The organism is Luteimonas sp. A537, from assembly GCF_054052065.1.
Window position 1 is genome coordinate 348,082 of record NZ_JBSVRH010000004.1, and the last position, 18,027, is coordinate 366,108.

Sequence of the window (18,027 nt, forward strand, 5' to 3'; positions counted from 1 at the left end):
GTGCACGTCGCCGCGCGGTCAGCGCCCGCTGTCGAAGCTGATCGGGACGGTCACGGTGCCCGCGGTGGGGCTGCCGTCGCGCATCGCCGGGCGGAAGCGCCAGCGCCGGGCCACACGCTGGGCCGCGCGGTCGAGGTCCCGGGAGCCGCTGCTCGATGCGACTTCGACCTGGGCGGGGACGCCGCGGGCATCCACATGGATGCGCAGCAGCACCTCGCCGGATTCGCCGCGGCGCAGGGCACGCGCGGGATAGGTCGGTCCGGGTGAACTGATCGGCACCGGTGAGCTGGCCGACAACTCGACCGGTTGCACATCCGGTGCGGCGGGGCCCGGGGCGGGACCTGCGGCCATGGGCGGGGTCCCGGGCGCTGCAGGCTCTTCCAGCCGGGCGCCGGATGAGGGCATTTCCGGGATGTCCGCACCCATCGAAGTGCCCGACTGGGGCGGGGTGGGAAGGGGCTGGAACACCTGCGCGGATGCCCCAGGGGGCTGCACGTCGGCGCGATACGGGTCGCTGTCGCCGCGTTGCACGAACCAGAGCACGAGGAACATGGCGAGGCCAGCGGCGATGCCGGCACCCACGAGCCACCAGCCGCGGCCGGAGGGAAGGGGCAGGGGACTGCGTGACGGGGTGGCTGGCATGTGTGGCCCTGTGATCGCGGATGCCCGATTCTGCCACGGCCCCGCGGAGCAGATGCCCTCGCGACGCGCGATAATCCCCGGTCCGCCACTTCATGAAGCGACGCGATGCTTGATTCCAATCTTCTGCGCCAGGACCCTGCCGCGCTCGCCCTGCGCCTGCGCGAGGCCCGCGGCTTCGAGCTCGACGCCGGCGCCCTCGAAGCCCTCGAATCAGGGCGTAAGACGCTGCAGATGCGCACGCAGGAGCTCCAGAACCTGCGCAATACGCGCAGCAAGGAGATCGGCATGCTGATGGGGTCGGTTGCGCGCCTCAAGGCTGCCGGTGAGCTCGAACAGGCCGAGGCCAGCATCGCGAAAGCGGAAGGGATCAAGGCCGAGGTGTCCGGCTTCGGCGATGAACTGAAGGCTTCGGAGGTCGAGCTGGAACGCATCCGCGTCGAGCTGGATGCCATTGCCATGGGTATCCCCAACCTCCCCGACGCGAGCGTGCCCGCCGGTAGCGACGAATCCGGCAACGTCGAACAGCACCGCTGGGGCACGCCGCGCGTGTTCGATTTCGAAGTCCGCGACCACGTCGATCTTGGGGCCCGCCACGGCTGGCTCGACGCCGACGCGGCCGCCCGCCTGTCCGGTGCGCGCTTCACCGTGCTGCGCGGCCAGCTCGCGCGCCTGCACCGCGCGCTGGCCCAATTCATGATCGACCTGCACGTCGACGAACACGGCTATGGCGAAACCAGTGTCCCGGTACTGGTCAACGCCGAGGCCATGCGCGGTACCGGACAGTTGCCGAAGTTCGAAGACGATCTGTTCGCGACCATCGTTGGCGAGGGCGAGGCGGCTTCGAAACGCTATCTGATCCCCACCGCCGAGGTGCCGCTGACCAACCTGGTCGCCGACACGATCGTGGACGCCGCGGCGCTGCCACTGCGCATGGCCGCGCACTCGATGTGCTTCCGCGCAGAGGCCGGTGCCTACGGTCGCGATACCCGCGGCATGATCCGCCAGCACCAGTTCGAGAAGGTCGAGCTGGTTTCGGTCACCCGCCCCGACGACAGCGATGCTGAACACGAACGCATGACGCGCTGCGCGGAAGTGGTGCTCGAGCGCCTCGGCCTGCCTTATCGCCGCATGCTGCTGTGTTCGGGTGACATGGGCTTTGCCGCGCGCAAGACCTATGACCTCGAGGTCTGGCTGCCGTCGCAGGACACCTGGCGTGAGATTTCTTCGTGCTCCAATTGTGGCGACTTCCAGGCCCGCCGCATGCTGGCACGCTGGCGCAGCGATGCCGGCGGCAAGCCGGAGCCGGTGCATACGCTCAACGGTTCCGGCGTGGCCGTTGGGCGCGCGCTGGTGGCGGTAATGGAGAACGGCCAGCAGGCCGACGGGTCGATCACGGTGCCCGAGGTGCTGCGCCCCTACATGGGCGGCGTGGACGCGATTTACTGAGCTCCGGCGCGGCTGGAGCCGCGCCTCCACGCCGCGGCGCTGGCGACTGCATCCCGGATCGTTCCGTGTTTCGGTTCGATGGCTGGTCCATCGGCATTCGTTGCATGTATGGGACGACTATGCTGAAATATCGGCAATTGTCCCGGTGAGGTGCGGTCATGCAGGATCTGAACGATCTTTATTATTTCGCCATGGTCGTCGACCACGGCGGGTTTGCTGCGGCGGAGCGCGCGCTGGGGATTCCCAAGTCGCGGCTGTCGCGGCGCATCAGCCAGCTTGAAACCGAACTCGGCGTCCGCCTGCTGCAGCGCTCCACGCGCCGCTTCGCGGTGACCGACGTCGGCCAGAGCGTCTATCGCCACACCCAGTCGATGCTGGCCGAAGCCACCGCTGCGCGCGAGGTCGTCGACCGCCTGAGCGCCGAGCCGCGCGGCATCGTCCGCGCCAGCGTGCCCGTGAGCCTGGCGCAGCAGCAGCTGCCGAAGCTGCTGCCCGAGTTCCTCGCGCGCTACCCGCAGGTGCGCGTGCAGATGCACGTCAACAATCGTCGCGTCGACGTCATCAACGAGGGCTTCGACGTCGCCATCCGCGTGCGCAACAAGCTTGACGACGACGGCAGCCTGGTGATGCGCAGCTTCGGCCAGATCCAGGAGTTGCTGGTCGCAAGCCCGACCTACCTGGATCGTGCCGGCCGACCGGCCTCGCCGGAAGAGCTCAACGACCACACCACCATGACCATGAGCGAGGACGAGGTCCGCCAGCGCTGGGAGCTCCAGGGCGTCGATGGCGAAGTGCGGCGCATCGACCTCAAGCCGCGAATCGCGGGTGGCGATTTCCCGATGCTGATGTCGCTGGCCCGCCAGGGCCTGGGCATCACCATGCTTCCGGAAACCCTGTGTGCCGAGGCGGTCCGCAACGGCGAGCTGGAAGTGGTGCTGCCCGAGTGGCGCCTGCCGCAGGGCATCGCGCACCTGGTGTTCGCATCACGCCGCGGCCTGCTGCCGGCGGTGCGAGTGTTCATCGATTTCCTGGCCGAAAAGTTGCCACCGCTGATCGAGGCGTCGCGCCTGGACTGCGAGAGCTGTAGCGGACGACACGCCGGCTCGGGCGCATCGGCTGCCGCGGCCTGATCGGACGGACAGTTGAGGGACGGGCGCCTGCGTCATGTCGTGCGACAATCTCTGCGCGTCATCACCAGGCATCGGATACAGCGGCTTGATGCTGTAGGAAAATGCCGCCAGCGCGTTACGGAAGAGTGGCCGAGCGGTTGAAGGCACCGGTCTTGAAAACCGGCAATGGGAAACCATTCGTGGGTTCGAATCCCACCTCTTCCGCCACCGCATCAATAAAATCAATTACTTACAAGTAATTTGATCATCTTTCTACCAAGCATTCTACCAAACGAGGCGCAGGTTGATCTCTAGATCCCCGTTCTTCTGTCGTTTTGGGCGGATTTGTGAGGATTTGAGAAGCTTTGTGACCCCTTGGGGAGCTTGTCCGCCAGCCCCAGGCTCGTTGATGACGGAGAGAGCCCCTGCTGTCATCTTTGGGGCCGGCTGTGCGGTCTAGCTGTGGAGCTTCAATAGGTTGTTTTGGCTGAGCCGCAGTCGGGAGGCCGGTGCCAAGCCGCCTGCGGCGGTGTGCGGCCGATGCCAGTTGTAGTGATGCAGCCAGTCATCTAGCGCCGCCTCGCGCTGTGCGGAGGTCTCGAAGCAGGTTGCATAGGCCCACTGGCGCAAGGCGGTCTGGATGAAGCGCTCAGCCTTACCGTTGGTGCGTGGGGTAATAAGGCCGGGTGCGGATGTGCTCGAGCTCCAGCGAGCGGCAGGCGTCGGCGAAGGCACGGGAAACATAGGGCGATCCGTTGTCGGTCATCACGCGCCGAGCGGTCACACCGCGGGCCCGATAGCCCGCCACGACCTGGTGCAGGATCGCCACCGCCGTCTCGCCGCACTCGTCGGCCGCGATGGTGGCCGTAGCCACGCGCGAGTGGTCATCGATGGCCACGTGCACGAAGTCCCAGCTGATGCCCCGGTGCCGATGCGCCCGATTGCCGGTTACGCGATGGCCCGGTGAGCCAATCCGCCCCAGCTTCTTGATGTCCAAGTGGATCAGGTCGCCCGGTGTGCCGTATTCGTAGCGCTGAGCGGGTGGCTGCGGTTCCAGTTCACACCAGCGGCTGATGCCAGCTTGCCGCAAGAGCCGCGACACCGTGGCCGGCGAGAGGCCCGTCTGCTGGGCGATCCAGCGGCCAGTCCGTCGCTGGCGGGTGAGCGCGCACCCCCGCCGACGTTCGTCGTGGCGACAGCTCCGGGTGGCTGCTTCGGTCGTGCAGGCCTACGCCCGCTTGGTGACGCCGCCACCATTTACGGGCCGTGGTCTCCGAGATCCCCATCGCCTGTGCGACCTCGCAGACCCGTTGGCCGGCCTCCAGTCGCTGGATCAGAACCTCTCGACCCTTCGGGGTCAGCCGGGCATTCTTGTGCATGCTGTTCCCCTCGCTGGGATGGAAATGACGTCTGGCGACATCAGCTTCCTACCCCAGTCAGAGGGGAGCAACCTCTTGAAACCTCACATCTAGCTCGGGCTTGCCGGCATGAGTCGTGGCGTCATGTTGGCGACAGTCGCCTGCACTGTTCGACTAACATCTCCACATCCGACGAGATATGGGCCCATGAACGACTACGAAAAGACAATCAGGAGCATTACCGAGGTCAAGCCCTTGGCGTCTCACATGACATCACTTGGGAGGGTCATGGCGGGCACCCATGACGGCCAGCTCTACGGCCTAATTTCGGAAGCGATTGTCGCGTTTCAGTACCAGCATCAGCACAGTGTGTCGAAGTCGACGCCAACATCGCTGATGTTCTATCCAATCCCTCAGACCATCGCCCTTTCTAACTATTGTCGTCAGTGCATCGGATTGAAGAAGCCGGAATGGCAGATTCTGGCGGAACGTCATGGTTGGCGGCCTCCCGCGTCCCTTTAGAAGGCCAACTGTGTGGGTTGGTAGGGATTTAGAGAAGGTCTGACTAAAGCAACGGCGCCGTATGGAAAATGCTGCCGATTGGGGCGCACAGGCAGGTGCCTGTACGTATATTTACCGGGGGGTAGAGAGGGTCCGCTTCCGACCCAAAGCGGACGCGGCAGACGCAGGTGTGCGGCTTCGCGCTTTGACGGGGCATCGCTCAACTATCCAACGCGCCGGACAAAGTTCATTGAACACTGCGGCTGGCGCAGAGGCGAAGCGCGCGGCATCACTGCAGCAGCTGCCCGTACCGGCCTTTCGCCTAGGCTCATAAAATTCGCCTTGGCTGGTCTCCGCGGAGAAATTGGCCGAGTATATCCATCTCCGGACGTTAGCGGCCGAGGAGAATGGCGGCGAATCAATGCTGCCTATGTTGCAGTGGCCAAATACATCGGCTGCTCTTCCCCAGGGTACTTCGGCTCCCACTCAACATCGCCGGCTTCCAGCTCGTATCGCTGGTTGGTTGTGGAATAGATGACCTGCACCCCGAGCGTGGCGGCCATCTCGTAAATAGCCAGCATGTATGCAGCGAGATCGTCACGAGCAATGTCCTGTTGGCGCGGTGTGTCCAGGATAAAGAATCTTGGAAGGGCGTGATTACGCTGAATTGCGAGCTCGAAGGCAGCCGTTCGCATTGCGAGAATGATCCGCGTTTGCGTGCTGCCAGAGTCGATCGTTGAGGACTTCTCCACCCCAAAGATGACCTCGAAGTCGGGTCCGACCTCGACGTCGCGCTTCACGTTCTTTGTGCGCAGCACGTCTAACCAGTGCACGATGCGATCGCGAAGCGCATTCCTGAGGCTGAGTAGCTCAATACTCGATCCCGACTGGTGTCCTACGAGGCCGGCAAGGTTCGCTTGAACTTGCACACGCTCAGCCAGAAAGTTCACATAGCTGCTCTCTTGTTGAAGCAGCTCGCTCTCGATTTGAATGGCCTTCTTCAGACTAATAACAGTCTCGGTAAGCTGCTCAGCGGCATCTACGATCGAAGACGCCGCCGGTGTACGTAGATCCGGTAGTCGCCGAGCTTTGAGACTTTCTATGTCCGACCCGAGGATGTTGAGCCGCCCCGAAATTCCGGCGATGGTGTCCTCAAGCGACTTGCTGACGCGATTGAGATCCTTAACCTGATCTTTAAGATACAACAAGCTCTTCCCATAGTTCTCCGAGCTTCGGACGAACATGCCGCAGCCTTCGTTCGAGCAAATTGCGTCAAATGATGAGAACACCCGACGGGCCTCTTCGTTGAGAGACAACGTGTTTGTTTCAATCTCAATCTCTTGGCGAATTTGAGTGAAACTGCGCACGCGCCCGTGAAGCGAGATTCTTTCGCGCAGCAACTCACGTTCCTCGTGCTGCAATTGGGCGAGGCGTGAGTCGATATCTAGATTAATCCTCTCAGCAGTCGCTCCACTGAAACGGAGTTCGTCTAGGGCATCCATAGATGCTTGCAGGTCGTTGTTCAAGTCGGCCAAGCTCCGGCGTGGACCGCTTGAGGAACGTGCCAACTCCTCGATCAGCTTTTCGCTCCGCGCAATTGACCTATCGAGATAGTCTTCGCGATCCTTGAGCTCGATCTTGGCGCGTCTCTTGTCGTAGAGATTCTTCGATGCCAAACCGAAAATCAGTCGCATGGCCTCCGCGTATTGATCCTTGATGAATTTCTGAGGCGCCGAGTACTCTGTCGTGTACCCGTTCTTCTGATCAAGGTAGAACAAAGGCAGCAACTGCGAGGTGTAGAGCTGACCCTTCTGGCTCTGGATCGTCGTCAGGACAGGGTCCTGCAAGCCCCAGCGCGAGAAAAGAAAGTGACTGTAGTCGCGCTCGCCTCTGAACTCGACTCGAGAGCCGTCATCGAGTGTCGCTGCGATATCGTTGAACCGCTTGTAGGACCGCTCCAATGTAATCTTCCGCCCGCCCAACTCCACCTCAAGCAGCACGCGATCGCAGTTGTCATTAACATCCTGACGAAAATCGACCTTCCCACCTAACGCGAAAATAATCGACCGCAACAATGGGGTCTTGCCGCTTCCATTCTTCGCGAAAAGCTGCGTAGCTCGTCGGCCGAAGACTAGGCGGTCGGAGTACCAGCCTCTAGGGCCATCTGGGAGAATCTGCAAGCTGAGAAGTTTCATGCCGGGTCCAAACTAAGTTGGCGAGCAACACGCACATTGCGATAGCTGCGCTCGACCAGAACTAGGTTGTGTGCCAGATCGCCACCTGCTTCGAGCGCTCGGTCGAGAACCTTTCGGCCCAATGGCGTTGCGACGACTTTGGCTTCCGGACTTTGCACCTCGACGAGCGCCGCTTGCTCAAGAAACGCAAGCGCTTGCACGGTGCGAACTCTTAGCGACGCCGACCAGCCGAGATGCTGCGCGGAACCCAGAAAGCCAGAAAATGTGCGCTCGAAACAGTCTCCGACCAGTTGTCCTAGCTCATTAACGCCGGGCTTGGCCTGACCCTTCGAGATCATCAGGACCGTAATCGCGATGAGCGGCAACTGGAACAACGCCTCATTGCCCAGTCGCGCCGGCGGCGCCGGTGTGCGATGGTCGAACTCGACCTCGAGCCCCTCTGCGCGAACCTTTTCGAAGAATTCGAAAGCATTCATCGCGCTTCACTCCGGACCAGTTCCGACATGACAGCGCCAAGTAGTAGATTCACCGTCAAGAGTCCCTTCAGCGGCGTGTGATCCAAGCTGGCCAGCAGCTTGGAGACTTCCTTGTGAATATCGAAGAACGCTAGCTCGCCACCGGCCCAATGCCCATAGATCTTGTTGAGCTTTGCTTGCAGGAGCACCCACTCGACCTCATACGTATGACGCGCGGTTCGGGACCAAGTCTCCCAGTCGACCTTCCACTTGGATGCGGTCTCGACTAAAACTCCCGAGGCATCGAGGGGTCCGAGCTTGCGCTGGAGGATTGAGGCGTTCTTTAGCGCGCTAGAGTCGCCATTCGCTAAAAATGTACGGTAGGCGCCAGGCGAGATTGGAAGCAAATCTAGCAGCTCGTCGAGCCCAACGCTGACGGTCAGCTCCAGCTCGGCCACCGACATCGTGTGGAGGGTCTCAGCACTGGACCGCTTCTGCACCAGCCCGAGGAGTTTTACCGCCAATTCAAGCCCTTCTGCGTGCGACACATCGATCTCGCAAAACTGATAGAGGGCTGCCTTGGCCTTATTTTCGAAGTCATGGTCGTGAGGGTGCAGGAAAGCGTTCCCTCCGGAAAATCGTAGCTTCGCTAAACGATTCTCGATTTCCGGCATGAGAGTCGCATCGGTCGGCCCACAGATCACTGAATAATTGTCGGCCAGGTAACGAAGTGTGCGCTCGTCGAATTGGGCGGACATCAGAGCAAGTTCGATCTTCTCGACGTCACCGTCGAAGTGAACGTTCGTCTGGAACGTGACCGAAGCGCAGGCATCCTTGAAGTGGGCGGTGTGAATCAGCAGCTTGCCGATGAAGCTGCCGGAGAGCTTCTTGCTTTCGTCCTGCGAGGGCGCCGCCACACCGCCGGGCCCGTGGACGTTGGCCGCGACTTTAGGCAGGTTCTTGGGGATGCCGAGCAACTCGTTTCTCGACCACTGGTAGCTCTTCTTCTTCTTCGTCTTGACCTGGACGAAGTGGTATGTCTTCTCGCCGTTGACCAACTCTCGCTCGACGAAATCATCGTGGTAGTCGCAAAAGACCCGGTCAGTCCCTTTTCCCTCGAGAATTTTTAGGCAAGCGAGGGCGGCAGATCTGAATTGACCCTCAAAGCGCGCGATGACGTCGCGCCCTTTTACCTCGCGGGGCGCAACTTCATGAAGCTCCGGCCGACTGGACGCTGCATTTGAAATATTCGCCATGTCCCCTAGCCCTGCCCCGACATTGTCGGCCCCTCAGTGGGTATACAGCGGCTGGCAGCGAGCCGTCAATTTTTGGGAGTTACCAAGTGCGTTTGGCGCCGAAGCTGCTACACGTGCGAAGACAGCCGGGCTAACTCCATCCTAGGCGCTGCCCAGAGTCGCTTCTACCGAAAACTAGCGTGTTGAGTTTGCAAGCTCACGCTGGCAGAAGTACTGGGCCACGTCGAGCGATATATCTGTATCACAAGCCTAAACTTGCTGCGTCGGACTGGTACGCCGCATACGTGCGCCAATCTAGCAGGTCGATTACCTGCTTAGCCAGACTTCGATTTCGGTGCGCGGCTAAGGAGAACTCCGGGCCATAGGCTGCTTCGAGTTCAGCAAAAAGTGTCACCACGGGGTTACTGAAATTCTCATCTTCGTAGTGAATTGCTTGGTTTCGACCCTGCCAGATCACGGCCTTGAGTGTCGATGTCCCAAGCATTCTTCCATCCGGACTGGCGTCCAGTCGTCCATGGACTACCGAGATGCCTTGCTTAGCGATCTGAAGGATGGCGCCGCAGATGGCTTGGACTGCAATCTGATGAGCGCCCACTGCCGCCTGCAGTAACGCCACCTGCTGTCGAAAGCCGTCGACTTCGACGCCCGCGCGGCCAGCCCGTGAGAACGCAGCCATCACGTATGCTTCCGAGAAGTCCTCGTTTAGATCACTTGATTGAAAGTCCCACTGGTGAACTTTCAACTCGGCCTCAGCGGGATCGAGTTGCGCAAGGGCCTCACTCAAGAGCTCTTCCTCTTTCGAGGCAAGTTCAATCAGATGGCGCATCGCGTACTCAGTGTCACCGAAGTAGCTCATCCGTTCCCCGCGTCGTAGCCAATCTTCCAGTTGCCGGCTCTTGATACTAGCAGCTGCACAAGAGTCGGGCCGGCGCGATCTCGCGCCGGCCCGGATTCCCAAGTCAATCTTCTTCGTAGCCATCAACGAGGCCGGCCGTCACCTCCACGTCCCGTCCACGCAGCCCGACCTGGTCGACCTTTCCGTAATCGATCCGGAAAGTCTCATCGTTGAAGCCCAGAACCTTACTGGAAGACTCGAAGTGACCCTAGCGATGAGGCTTGAAGACGCCGGATTTGGCACGCCAGCTGGAGGAGGCGGTGACAGGCGAGTATCCGATGTCGCGCAAGGAGGCCGAAGGCTTCATCAGGGCGTTCGAATCCGAACGCTACCTCTCCACGCCCTGATCCCGAGCGATCCCGATGAAGCCCTTGTTCGGAAAACTGGGGTCAGAGTGCAAGATCCACGGACCGGACCGGACCGCTCCGGACCGTTCCGGGGTCGGCTGACGTGCTGCGTCCACATCGCCGGCGTAAGAGCGGCGCGTTAAGCCTGGCGGGATTCGCATCCTGCCCACCGCTCTCTCTCGAGTTCGAGTGACTGCTTTCGACCCAAAGCGGACACTGCCTGGTCCGAGCCCGTGCGAATGCGAATCTATCGGCCGTGCCACTACTAGAGTCGCTTGGCGATTCTGCCTATGCCGTTGGGCCAACTACCCAGCAAATCTGTAAGCTAAGGCTTGCCGGCTATGAGGCGCACGTACGCCCGCCAGATCCGTTGGGCTGCCTCGGCGTGGCGAACTAGATTTTTGGCGGGGGATCGTCATTGTGACGGGGAAGGACCTGCGAGTTGATGTCGCGACAGATTGATACTTTTGACGTTGGCCCCAGCCGAGACGGCGACCAGTTTCATTACTCGCGCGCGTCCCGCCTTTGCCTGGAACTTCTCGAAGCATCCTCCGACCTCAAGGTCGTGTCCGTTGAAGGCATTTCAAAGAGCGACTCCGTCAACGCGGGTATTGAGTCCATCGACCTCGCGCTCTACTACGGCAGCGCCGGCCTGCCCACCGCGCGACGCGTGCGCTATCGCCAGCTCAAGCACTCAACGCTCCACGCCGACAAGGAATGGACCGCGAGCGGCCTGCGCAAAACGCTCAAGGACTTCGCTGACCGCTTTACGGCGTTGGTGGGCCAATTCGGCGTCCAGGACGTTTGCGCGCGCTTTGCTTTCGAGTTCGAAACCAACCGCCCACTCTCGCCTCGCGTGGATCAAGCGCTGGCGGACCTGACGCAGGGCACGCACGGGCGTGACGCGCGCTACATCAGCCGCGTGACGGGCCTGGCGCCTGCTGACCTCGAGGCGTTCGCCTCCCTGTTCCGGCCGATCACGCGCGTCGAGGGATTTCTGGAGCAGCGTGCGCTGCTCACGCGTGATCTGCGGGCCTACCTTCCGGATAACGACAAGGATGCGGCGATCACGCTGCGCGAGCTCGTCGCACGCAAGGCCACGACTGAATTCAAGTCCAATCGCGAGATCCGGCGTGAGGACGTCCTTGACACCATCGGCGTCCGCCTGGACGACCTGTTCCCGGCGCCGAATGTCCTAGAGTCGCCTACAGTCGTCGTGCCACGCGCCCAGATGCCGGATCTGGTCAAGGCGATCACCGAATCGTCGACACCGGTCATCGTGTCTGCCGATGGCGGCTACGGCAAATCCATCGTCGCCACTCAGATCGGCCCTGCATTGCCGGGCAGTACGACCTTTGTCTATGACTGCTTCGGCAATGGCGGGTACCGAAGCGCGACCGGCCTGCGGCATCGCGCGAAGGACGGTCTAGTCCAACTGGCCAACGAAATGTCCGTCCAAGGCCTGTGCCACCCGCTGATCCCGACCCCTAAGGCAGACGACGCCGCGTATGTGCATGCGTTCATGGCGCGGGTGGACCAAGCCAGCGCCGCCGCGCGCAGTCAGGCTGCCGGCGCGTATCTCGTTCTGGTGCTGGACGCGGCGGACAACGCGGAGATGGCGGCCGAAGAATTTCACCACCCGCCTAGCTTCCCGCGCCTGTTGCTCGCCGAGTCCTTTCCCGACAACGTCCGGCTCGTGCTCACCGCGCGTCCTCATCGGGTTGACAAGCTTCAGCCGCCACCGAGCGTGATCCGCTTTGGCCTCGATGGGTTCACCGAGAAGGAGACCGGGGATCTGCTCAGTACGCGATTTCCGGACGTGGGGGAGGCAGACATCCGGGAATTTCACCGCCTGACCTCGCGCAACCCGCGCGTGCAGCGCGCGGCGCTCGACTTGGATCCGGCCGCGCCGTTGGCGACCGTCCTCCGCAGCCTCGGTCCGTCGCCTCGCACGGTCGACGACACCATCGGCGATCTCCTGGAGCAGGCCGTACGCCAGGTCCGGCATGTCGCTGCGAATGTCGAGCAGCCCCAGATCGGCCGCATCTGCGCGGCACTCGCCACGTTGCGTCCGTTCGTGCCGATCAGGATCATCGCGTTGACAGCGGGCGTTGACGAGGGATTGGTCCGAAGCTTCATCCATGACCTCGGCCGACCGCTGCTGCTTCGGGACGACTCCGTCCAGTTCAGGGACGAGCCCACGGAGACGTGGTTCCAAAAGCACTTCAGACCCGAACAGGAAGAGCTCGAGGCATTCGTCCGCCGTCTGAAACCGCTTGCGCGGGAAAGCCGCTATGCCGCGTCCGCGCTGCCCGCGCTGATGCTGAACACCGATCGCTTCGATGAACTGGTTCAACTGGCACTGAACGACGACGCACTGCCTGAGAACGACGAGATCGCCCGGCGCGACGTCGAGTTGCAGCGGCTGGAGTTTGCGACAAGGGCGGCTCTGAGAACACGCCGGTACGTCGATGCCGCCAGGCTCGCATTGAAGGCCGGCGGTCGGGTGGCAGCCGATGCCCGTCAACAGACGCTCCTGAGCGGTAACGTAGATCTCGCATCGCGGTTCCTGGATGCGGATCAACTGCTGGAGCAGGTCTCCAGGCGTCAAATCGTCGGCGGCAACTGGACCGGCTCCGAGCATGCCTATGAGGCGGCGCTGCTCTCAGGACGAAAGGGCCTGGAGGGCGAAGCGCGCGCCCAGTTGCGCTTTGCCTATGACTGGCTCGGCCACTGGCTACGTAACCGGCAGGAGAGAGATCAACGAACCTCGGTCGAGGGCAAGGACATCCTCGAGCTGGAGTGGGCGGAGTTGAATGTCCATGGTCCGACCCGGTGCGCCGCCCAGTTGCGGCGATGGCGGCCGCGTGAGCTCTCCTATCGCGTTGGGCGACCTCTCGCAAAGCGTCTGGTCGACGCAGGGCGGTGGGCGGATGCCGATGCCTTGGCCCTGGCGGCCGGCAACGATATCGGGCTGGTCCTCGCGGTCGCCGGCGAACTCAGGGCCGTCGAACGCCACGTGCCGAAAGCTGCCGCGGCACGCACCATGCGCCTGCTCCTGCATTCACGAGTCAAACTCGACGCACCGGGCGACTGGCAAGGCGAGGGCACGCGAATCGGCGCGGTCGCGTCGATGATCGATACCGCACGGCATTACCGCTTGGCGTCCAAGCGCGCATTGGCCAGCCTCTTGCGTCGCTACTTGCCTAAAGGCGCGCCCCGCACTCTCGAATCGGAACACCTCAATGAAGATCGGTTTGAGTATCTGCGGGCATATGCGTTGCTGGCAGCACTTTTGGGCAAGCCCCTGACGCTCGAATTCATCTATGGAGAAAAGCGCAGGTCCCGCAAGAAGCCGACGAGCGAGAATCGGTTCAGCGGCCGGGGATTTGAGAACCTAAAGGCCTTGTTGCCGTGGCACGAATTAAGCGTGAAGGTCCGTTCCGGCGCGATGTTCAAAGCGGACTTCGAGACCGCATCGGCGGAGGCGCTGGAGCATTGGACGCGCCACGGGCGCGACGTCTATCAGGACTGGTCCGCAACGGCCGACGGGGTCGCCCGGCTATGGTCCGAATGCATCGTGTTGCTTGGCAGGGACGAGGCGCTCTGGGTGAATCTAGCGCAATGGCAGGACGGCCTACGGATTCCCCTTTTCATTCCGACCTTGGCAGACCTCGCGCGCCGCGCGGCATTGACCGGCGGCCCCCCGCATATCGTCCTTTCCTTTGCACACAAGGCTCGCGGTCGGATCGGAGAGGAAGCCGAGCTCGCCGAATCCATGGCCGACAGTTTCGTCCTCCTCGCTCGAGCCGTGCTGGGGAGCAGCGAGGATGAGGCCCTGCAGTACTTCAATGAGGCCGTTCGGGTCGCCAGCAAGATCGGACAGGAGAACCTTGAGCGCTGGCACGCGCTCTTGCACCTGAGCGATGCCGGCGCCGCGGATAGATTCGATGATCCGCAGCTCGCGTATCGATTTGCGCGTGCGGCCGAGCTCACACGATCGTACGTCGATCGCGACAAGCATTTTGACTGGGAGCACACCGTCGAGGCGATCGCCACGCTGTCGCCACGCACATCGCCGGCGATCATTAGCCGTTGGCGCGACCGTCGATTCGGCGAGCCTGAGCGCTTTTTCCCTCAGCTTGTCGAAGTCCTCTGCAAGCGGGGTGACCTGGATGCGCGCGACGCGGCAGCCCTTATCTGCTTCGAAGGCTACTGGGATTGGCCGGGCCTGATGGCGGCCGCGCTCGATGCTGCCGAGAGCGGCGCCGAGAAGGACAAGCTGCTGGCGCAGTTTTACAGCTACCTACGCTTCTCCGCGGATTCCAGACGGTGTCTGAAAGAGGTCGCCGACGCGGTCCAGGCGCGGCGCCTGAACGCGCAGCCGTTTCGCGAGTTGGAAGAACGCGCCCGACGGTCTGAATCGGTTCGCGACTCGCGCGACGCGTCGCTGACGAGCGGGCGCGAGCCCAGTCCGGACTGGGGCGCGGTGTTTGCAGGCATTGATCTCGGCAGCGCTTCGGGCCTTCTTGAAAGCCAAGCGCGAATGCCGGACCGCCGCTTCGGGCGGTGGCACGAGGAGTGGATCGGCGAAGCCGTGGCTCGCGTGCCCGCGGGCAGGGAACGTGCGTTCGTCGAGAGCCTCGAAGCGGTCGACGACTGGAGCCCTTATGCTGTCCGTGGGCTTCTGGAGCAGATCCCCTCGACATGGGCGGATCGACTCGCGGCGCGACAGGCCTTGGCGTCGTTCGTTCGGCGCATGGCCCGCGACCATGCGACGTCACTCGGCATCAACCGTCACTATCAGTCCCTGTCTTACGACCTCGTCTTTGACAAGACGGGAGTCACGCGCCAAGAGCTGTTGCGGGGTGCGCTGGAGGCGATCGCCGAGACGAGCCTGCCGACTACCTCCCACGGCTTGTTCCAGCTCGTCGCTGTCCTCGCTCAATTCCTGGGCCCCGTCGAAGCGCGATCCGTGCTGGGCTATGGCCTTGAGCATCTGGAGGCGACGCTCGGCCGCGAGCAGGGCGATGGGCCTTGGAGCCCGTGCTTGGCACCCGCCGGGGGCTGTCGCGGGAGCATCGCAGGCTATATCTGGGCCGCCCTCGGGGCCGTTGAATCGGGGCGCCGATGGCAGGCGGCTCACGCGGTCCGGGCGCTGTGCCTCTTGGGTCGCGAAGCGCTCTTGGCGGACATCCTCGCGCTCTCGACCGGCGGCGATGCGTCAGCCTTTACTGACGCAAGCTTCCACTTCTATCGAATGCACGCGATCCAGTGGTTGCTGACTGCCCTCGACCGCGCTTCGCGCGAAAGCGGGGACGTTGTCGCGAGCCATGCCGCTTGGCTGGAGTCGTTGGCATCGAGGCAGAATCGTCATGTGATCTGCCGCGGTATAGCGGCTCGCGCCCTGTTGGCTCTGGCCGATGGGGGCCACGTGACGGTGGATCCTGTGGCCCGCGATGCGCTAGTCAGCATCAATGCGTCCACGCTTCCGACGCAGTTTTCCGCCTACCATACCCGGTCGCACCGCAGCCCGCCCGGCTCGGACTTCGCATGCGAGTTCACCTTCGGCTACGACTTCTCGCGTAGCTGGATCGAGTCGCTGGCACGGTGCTTTGCGATACGCCCCCAGGGGATCGAGGCCGACGCATGCCGGGTTATTCGCGAGGACTGGGGGCTGCAGGAGAACGGCCATTACGATCAGGATGCGCGTGCTCTACGCGGCCAATTCAAGGAACACTCGAGGCGCCGCGGCAGCGAACTGGGCGGACAGGACAACCTCTCGTTCTATCTCTCCTATCACGCCCTGATGGAGACCGCAGGGCAGCTGCTGGAGACCCATCCGCTCCATGAGGACCCTGAGAGCTCATGGGGATCATTCTCCCATTGGCTCGAAGACAAGGCTTCGCTTGATGCGAAGGGCGACTGGCTGGCAGACCGCAGGCAGATGTCTCCGGCGGATGCTATCAAGTTCCCGGCACAAAAAAAGGGCGCGTGGCCCGCCCCTCCGGCAAAGAATTACGTGCTTTCGCGCCTCATGGCCCAAACCGGGGCGGTGGTGGTGGCAGGCCGATGGGCGCAGTACGAGGGGCGCAACAGCGAAACCCTCCGCGTGGTCAGCGCATTCGCGTCACGGGCCCGTGCCGGCGCACTGTCCCGGGCCTTGGCGACGACTCGAAACCCGTACGACTACGCATTGCCCGAGTTCCAGGACACACATGAGATCCATCACGGCGACTTCGTGTTGGAAGGGTGGGTGACGGAGTCAGGTGCCGAGTCCGGCGCTGATTCGGATGATCCGTGGACCGGCGGATTGGCCCGACGCTTTCCGGATATCGCCGGGCCCGTGGCGGCCGAACTCGGGATTGTCCGGGACGAAGCCTCTGGTGCGTGGCACCAGAATGACGGAACGTGCGTGGCCTGGGTCGAGCGGTGGAGCGAAGGCGCCGACGATGAGCGCGGGCACACCCCGAGTGGAGAACGCCTCGTGGTCGACAGGCAGTTCCTGCAGAAGGCCCTGGATCGACAGGAACGAACGTTGATCCTTGAAGTTATCTGCCATCGTCACGTGGTGCCGTTCAGCTACGAAAGCAGGAGTGGAGATGCCGAAGAAGATCACTCAACGAGTATCATCACGATCGAAAGAGCGGGAGTCCCCCGCATTGTCGGCCGCAACGTTCGCCCTCGGCGAAAAACTCGTCGCCGAACTAAAGCTCGTTGACTCGACCGACACGCTCGCGCGATGGATGGTGCATTACGTCGCCGAGCTGATGGTGCGCGCCGAGAACGCCCCTCTGCCCGAGCGTGATGAGGCACAGCAGTCGTGCGCGCGCGCCATCCTGGACCTGTGGGCACAGGCACGTGCTTTCCCCGCAAAGAGAACGGCTTTCGAGTCCATTGACCGGGTGATAGAAGCCATCGACTCCCTGCATCCGGACGGTGGACCGCATTACCGCAACGACCTCTGGCGCGCCCTCGATGCGCGGGCTAATAACGGGGACAGTGATGTCGAGAGTCTTCTGACGACCGCTTTGGGGATCGATGGCGCGGCTCGCAACCTCATACACCACGTCCTTGCGCACGCCTCGCGCGCGGCGGGGCGAGACAGCGCCGAGTGGTTAGAACTGGCTCGGCGCCTAGACGAGGAAGACCCCCTCACCGAACTCCGGATCAGGATCGTGGGGGCGGGGCGGGACGAGGCGCAGCTTAAAAATCATCGTATCGAGCAGCTGGAAAAGCGCATCGCGCAGCTTGAGCATTTTGCTGCTACGACTCAAGCACTCAAGACGAGCCTTGTGGAGTCGCTGGCGGCTGCGAAAGCCGCTAGCCACATGCTCGGCGAGGGGCGTGAGGAGCCGAACGCTTAGCTAACGTGCGCAAACCGCCCGCGCTGGTCGCTGGCGCCTGCTTCGACTGACCATACCGCTGACAACGACAACGTCCGCTATTGGCCGGAAGGGGACTTCGCCAATCCCGGCTTTAGTGTACGCAGGAGACCCCTGTTGCCCGCAGGCATGAGCTGCCGAAGCAGGTGAGGTCGGGCTTGGGCGATGCGCTGGACGTGCTGCACGAGGTCGACGGCGTCAGCTTCACCTTCTTCGAATCGCGCGACGTGGTGCGGCACCCGTTGGTGGCCCGCACCGTCAACGCCTACGGACGCGTCCACCGGAAGGGTCCGGTCCGCCTCGACGTGTCCGTCGGCTACGCCATGCCGCGCGCGGGTTCTGGCGAAAATACGATCGTCGGGGGAAGGGAAGGGCAGGCTTCGAACATATTGGGGCGCCAAGCTTGCCCCGATTCTGAAGGCTCATCCCTGGAGCTCA

11 protein-coding genes, 1 tRNA gene and 2 pseudogenes are annotated in these 18,027 nt (G+C 62.6%); 8 read left to right on the forward strand and 6 right to left on the reverse strand.

Going from position 1 to position 18,027, the window contains the following annotated elements; all coding sequences use genetic code 11:
• Positions 1–18 precede the first annotated feature (18 nt).
• The gene (locus ACW7GZ_RS12395) at positions 19–642 is read right to left on the reverse strand and encodes an energy transducer TonB (protein WP_457002517.1); all 624 of its coding nucleotides are present in this window, start codon (positions 640–642) and stop codon (positions 19–21) included.
• Between the two features lie 105 nt (positions 643–747).
• On the opposite strand from ACW7GZ_RS12395, the gene serS reads away from it, so the two are divergent.
• The 3 genes from serS to ACW7GZ_RS12410 all read left to right on the forward strand — a co-directional run bounded on the left by serS (position 748) and on the right by ACW7GZ_RS12410 (position 3,425).
• Positions 748–2,088 (forward strand): serine--tRNA ligase, encoded by a 1,341-nt coding sequence (gene serS / locus ACW7GZ_RS12400; protein ID WP_457002519.1) that lies wholly within the window; start codon positions 748–750, stop codon positions 2,086–2,088.
• A 158-nt stretch (positions 2,089–2,246) separates the two neighbouring features.
• Positions 2,247–3,218: a LysR substrate-binding domain-containing protein gene (locus ACW7GZ_RS12405; protein ID WP_457002521.1), complete on the forward strand. Its 972-nt coding sequence runs from the start codon at positions 2,247–2,249 to the stop codon at positions 3,216–3,218.
• A 119-nt stretch (positions 3,219–3,337) separates the two neighbouring features.
• A tRNA-Ser gene (locus tag ACW7GZ_RS12410) sits at positions 3,338–3,425 on the forward strand.
• Positions 3,426–3,653: 228 nt separating this feature from the next.
• Here the strand turns inward: ACW7GZ_RS12410 and ACW7GZ_RS12415 are convergent.
• A pseudogene (locus tag ACW7GZ_RS12415) lies at positions 3,654–4,576 on the reverse strand (IS481 family transposase).
• A gap of 186 nt (positions 4,577–4,762) precedes the next feature.
• Here ACW7GZ_RS12415 and ACW7GZ_RS12420 point away from each other — a divergent pair.
• Positions 4,763–5,077, forward strand: a complete 315-nt coding sequence (locus tag ACW7GZ_RS12420) for a hypothetical protein (protein ID WP_457009460.1) — start codon at positions 4,763–4,765, stop codon at positions 5,075–5,077.
• A gap of 407 nt (positions 5,078–5,484) precedes the next feature.
• Here the strand turns inward: ACW7GZ_RS12420 and ACW7GZ_RS12425 are convergent, their stop codons facing one another.
• The 4 genes from ACW7GZ_RS12425 to ACW7GZ_RS12440 form a co-directional block, all read right to left on the reverse strand.
• Positions 5,485–7,251, reverse strand: a complete 1,767-nt coding sequence (locus ACW7GZ_RS12425) for a hypothetical protein (RefSeq protein ID WP_457009462.1) — start codon at positions 7,249–7,251, stop codon at positions 5,485–5,487.
• The gene (locus ACW7GZ_RS12430) at positions 7,248–7,727 is read right to left on the reverse strand and encodes a hypothetical protein (RefSeq protein WP_457009464.1); all 480 of its coding nucleotides are present in this window, start codon (positions 7,725–7,727) and stop codon (positions 7,248–7,250) included. Before ACW7GZ_RS12430 ends, ACW7GZ_RS12425 begins: the two co-directional genes overlap by 4 nt.
• Positions 7,724–8,962, reverse strand: coding sequence for a dsDNA nuclease domain-containing protein (locus ACW7GZ_RS12435; protein ID WP_457009466.1), 1,239 nt, complete (start codon positions 8,960–8,962; stop codon positions 7,724–7,726). The genes ACW7GZ_RS12430 and ACW7GZ_RS12435 overlap by 4 nt, the downstream gene beginning before the upstream one ends.
• Positions 8,963–9,203: 241 nt before the next feature.
• Positions 9,204–9,941 (reverse strand): hypothetical protein, encoded by a 738-nt coding sequence (locus ACW7GZ_RS12440; protein ID WP_457009468.1) that lies wholly within the window; start codon positions 9,939–9,941, stop codon positions 9,204–9,206.
• Positions 9,942–10,078: 137 nt separating this feature from the next.
• Between ACW7GZ_RS12440 and ACW7GZ_RS12445 the strand changes: the two genes are divergently transcribed.
• The 4 genes and pseudogenes from ACW7GZ_RS12445 to ACW7GZ_RS12460 form a co-directional block, all read left to right on the forward strand.
• On the forward strand, positions 10,079–10,204 hold the full coding sequence (locus ACW7GZ_RS12445) for a hypothetical protein (RefSeq protein ID WP_457009470.1): 126 nt from the start codon (positions 10,079–10,081) through the stop codon (positions 10,202–10,204).
• Between the two features lie 445 nt (positions 10,205–10,649).
• Positions 10,650–16,925, forward strand: a complete 6,276-nt coding sequence (avs3a, locus tag ACW7GZ_RS12450; RefSeq protein ID WP_457009472.1) for an AVAST type 3 anti-phage nuclease/ATPase Avs3a — start codon at positions 10,650–10,652, stop codon at positions 16,923–16,925.
• Entirely contained in the window at positions 16,807–17,571 is a 765-nt protein-coding gene (gene avs3b / locus ACW7GZ_RS12455) for an AVAST type 3 anti-phage proein Avs3b (protein WP_457009473.1), read from the forward strand. The genes avs3a and avs3b overlap by 119 nt, the downstream gene beginning before the upstream one ends.
• Positions 17,572–17,720: 149 nt before the next feature.
• Positions 17,721–17,864: pseudogene (locus ACW7GZ_RS12460) on the forward strand (PhoH family protein); the annotation flags it as partial.
• Positions 17,865–18,027 lie beyond the last annotated feature (163 nt).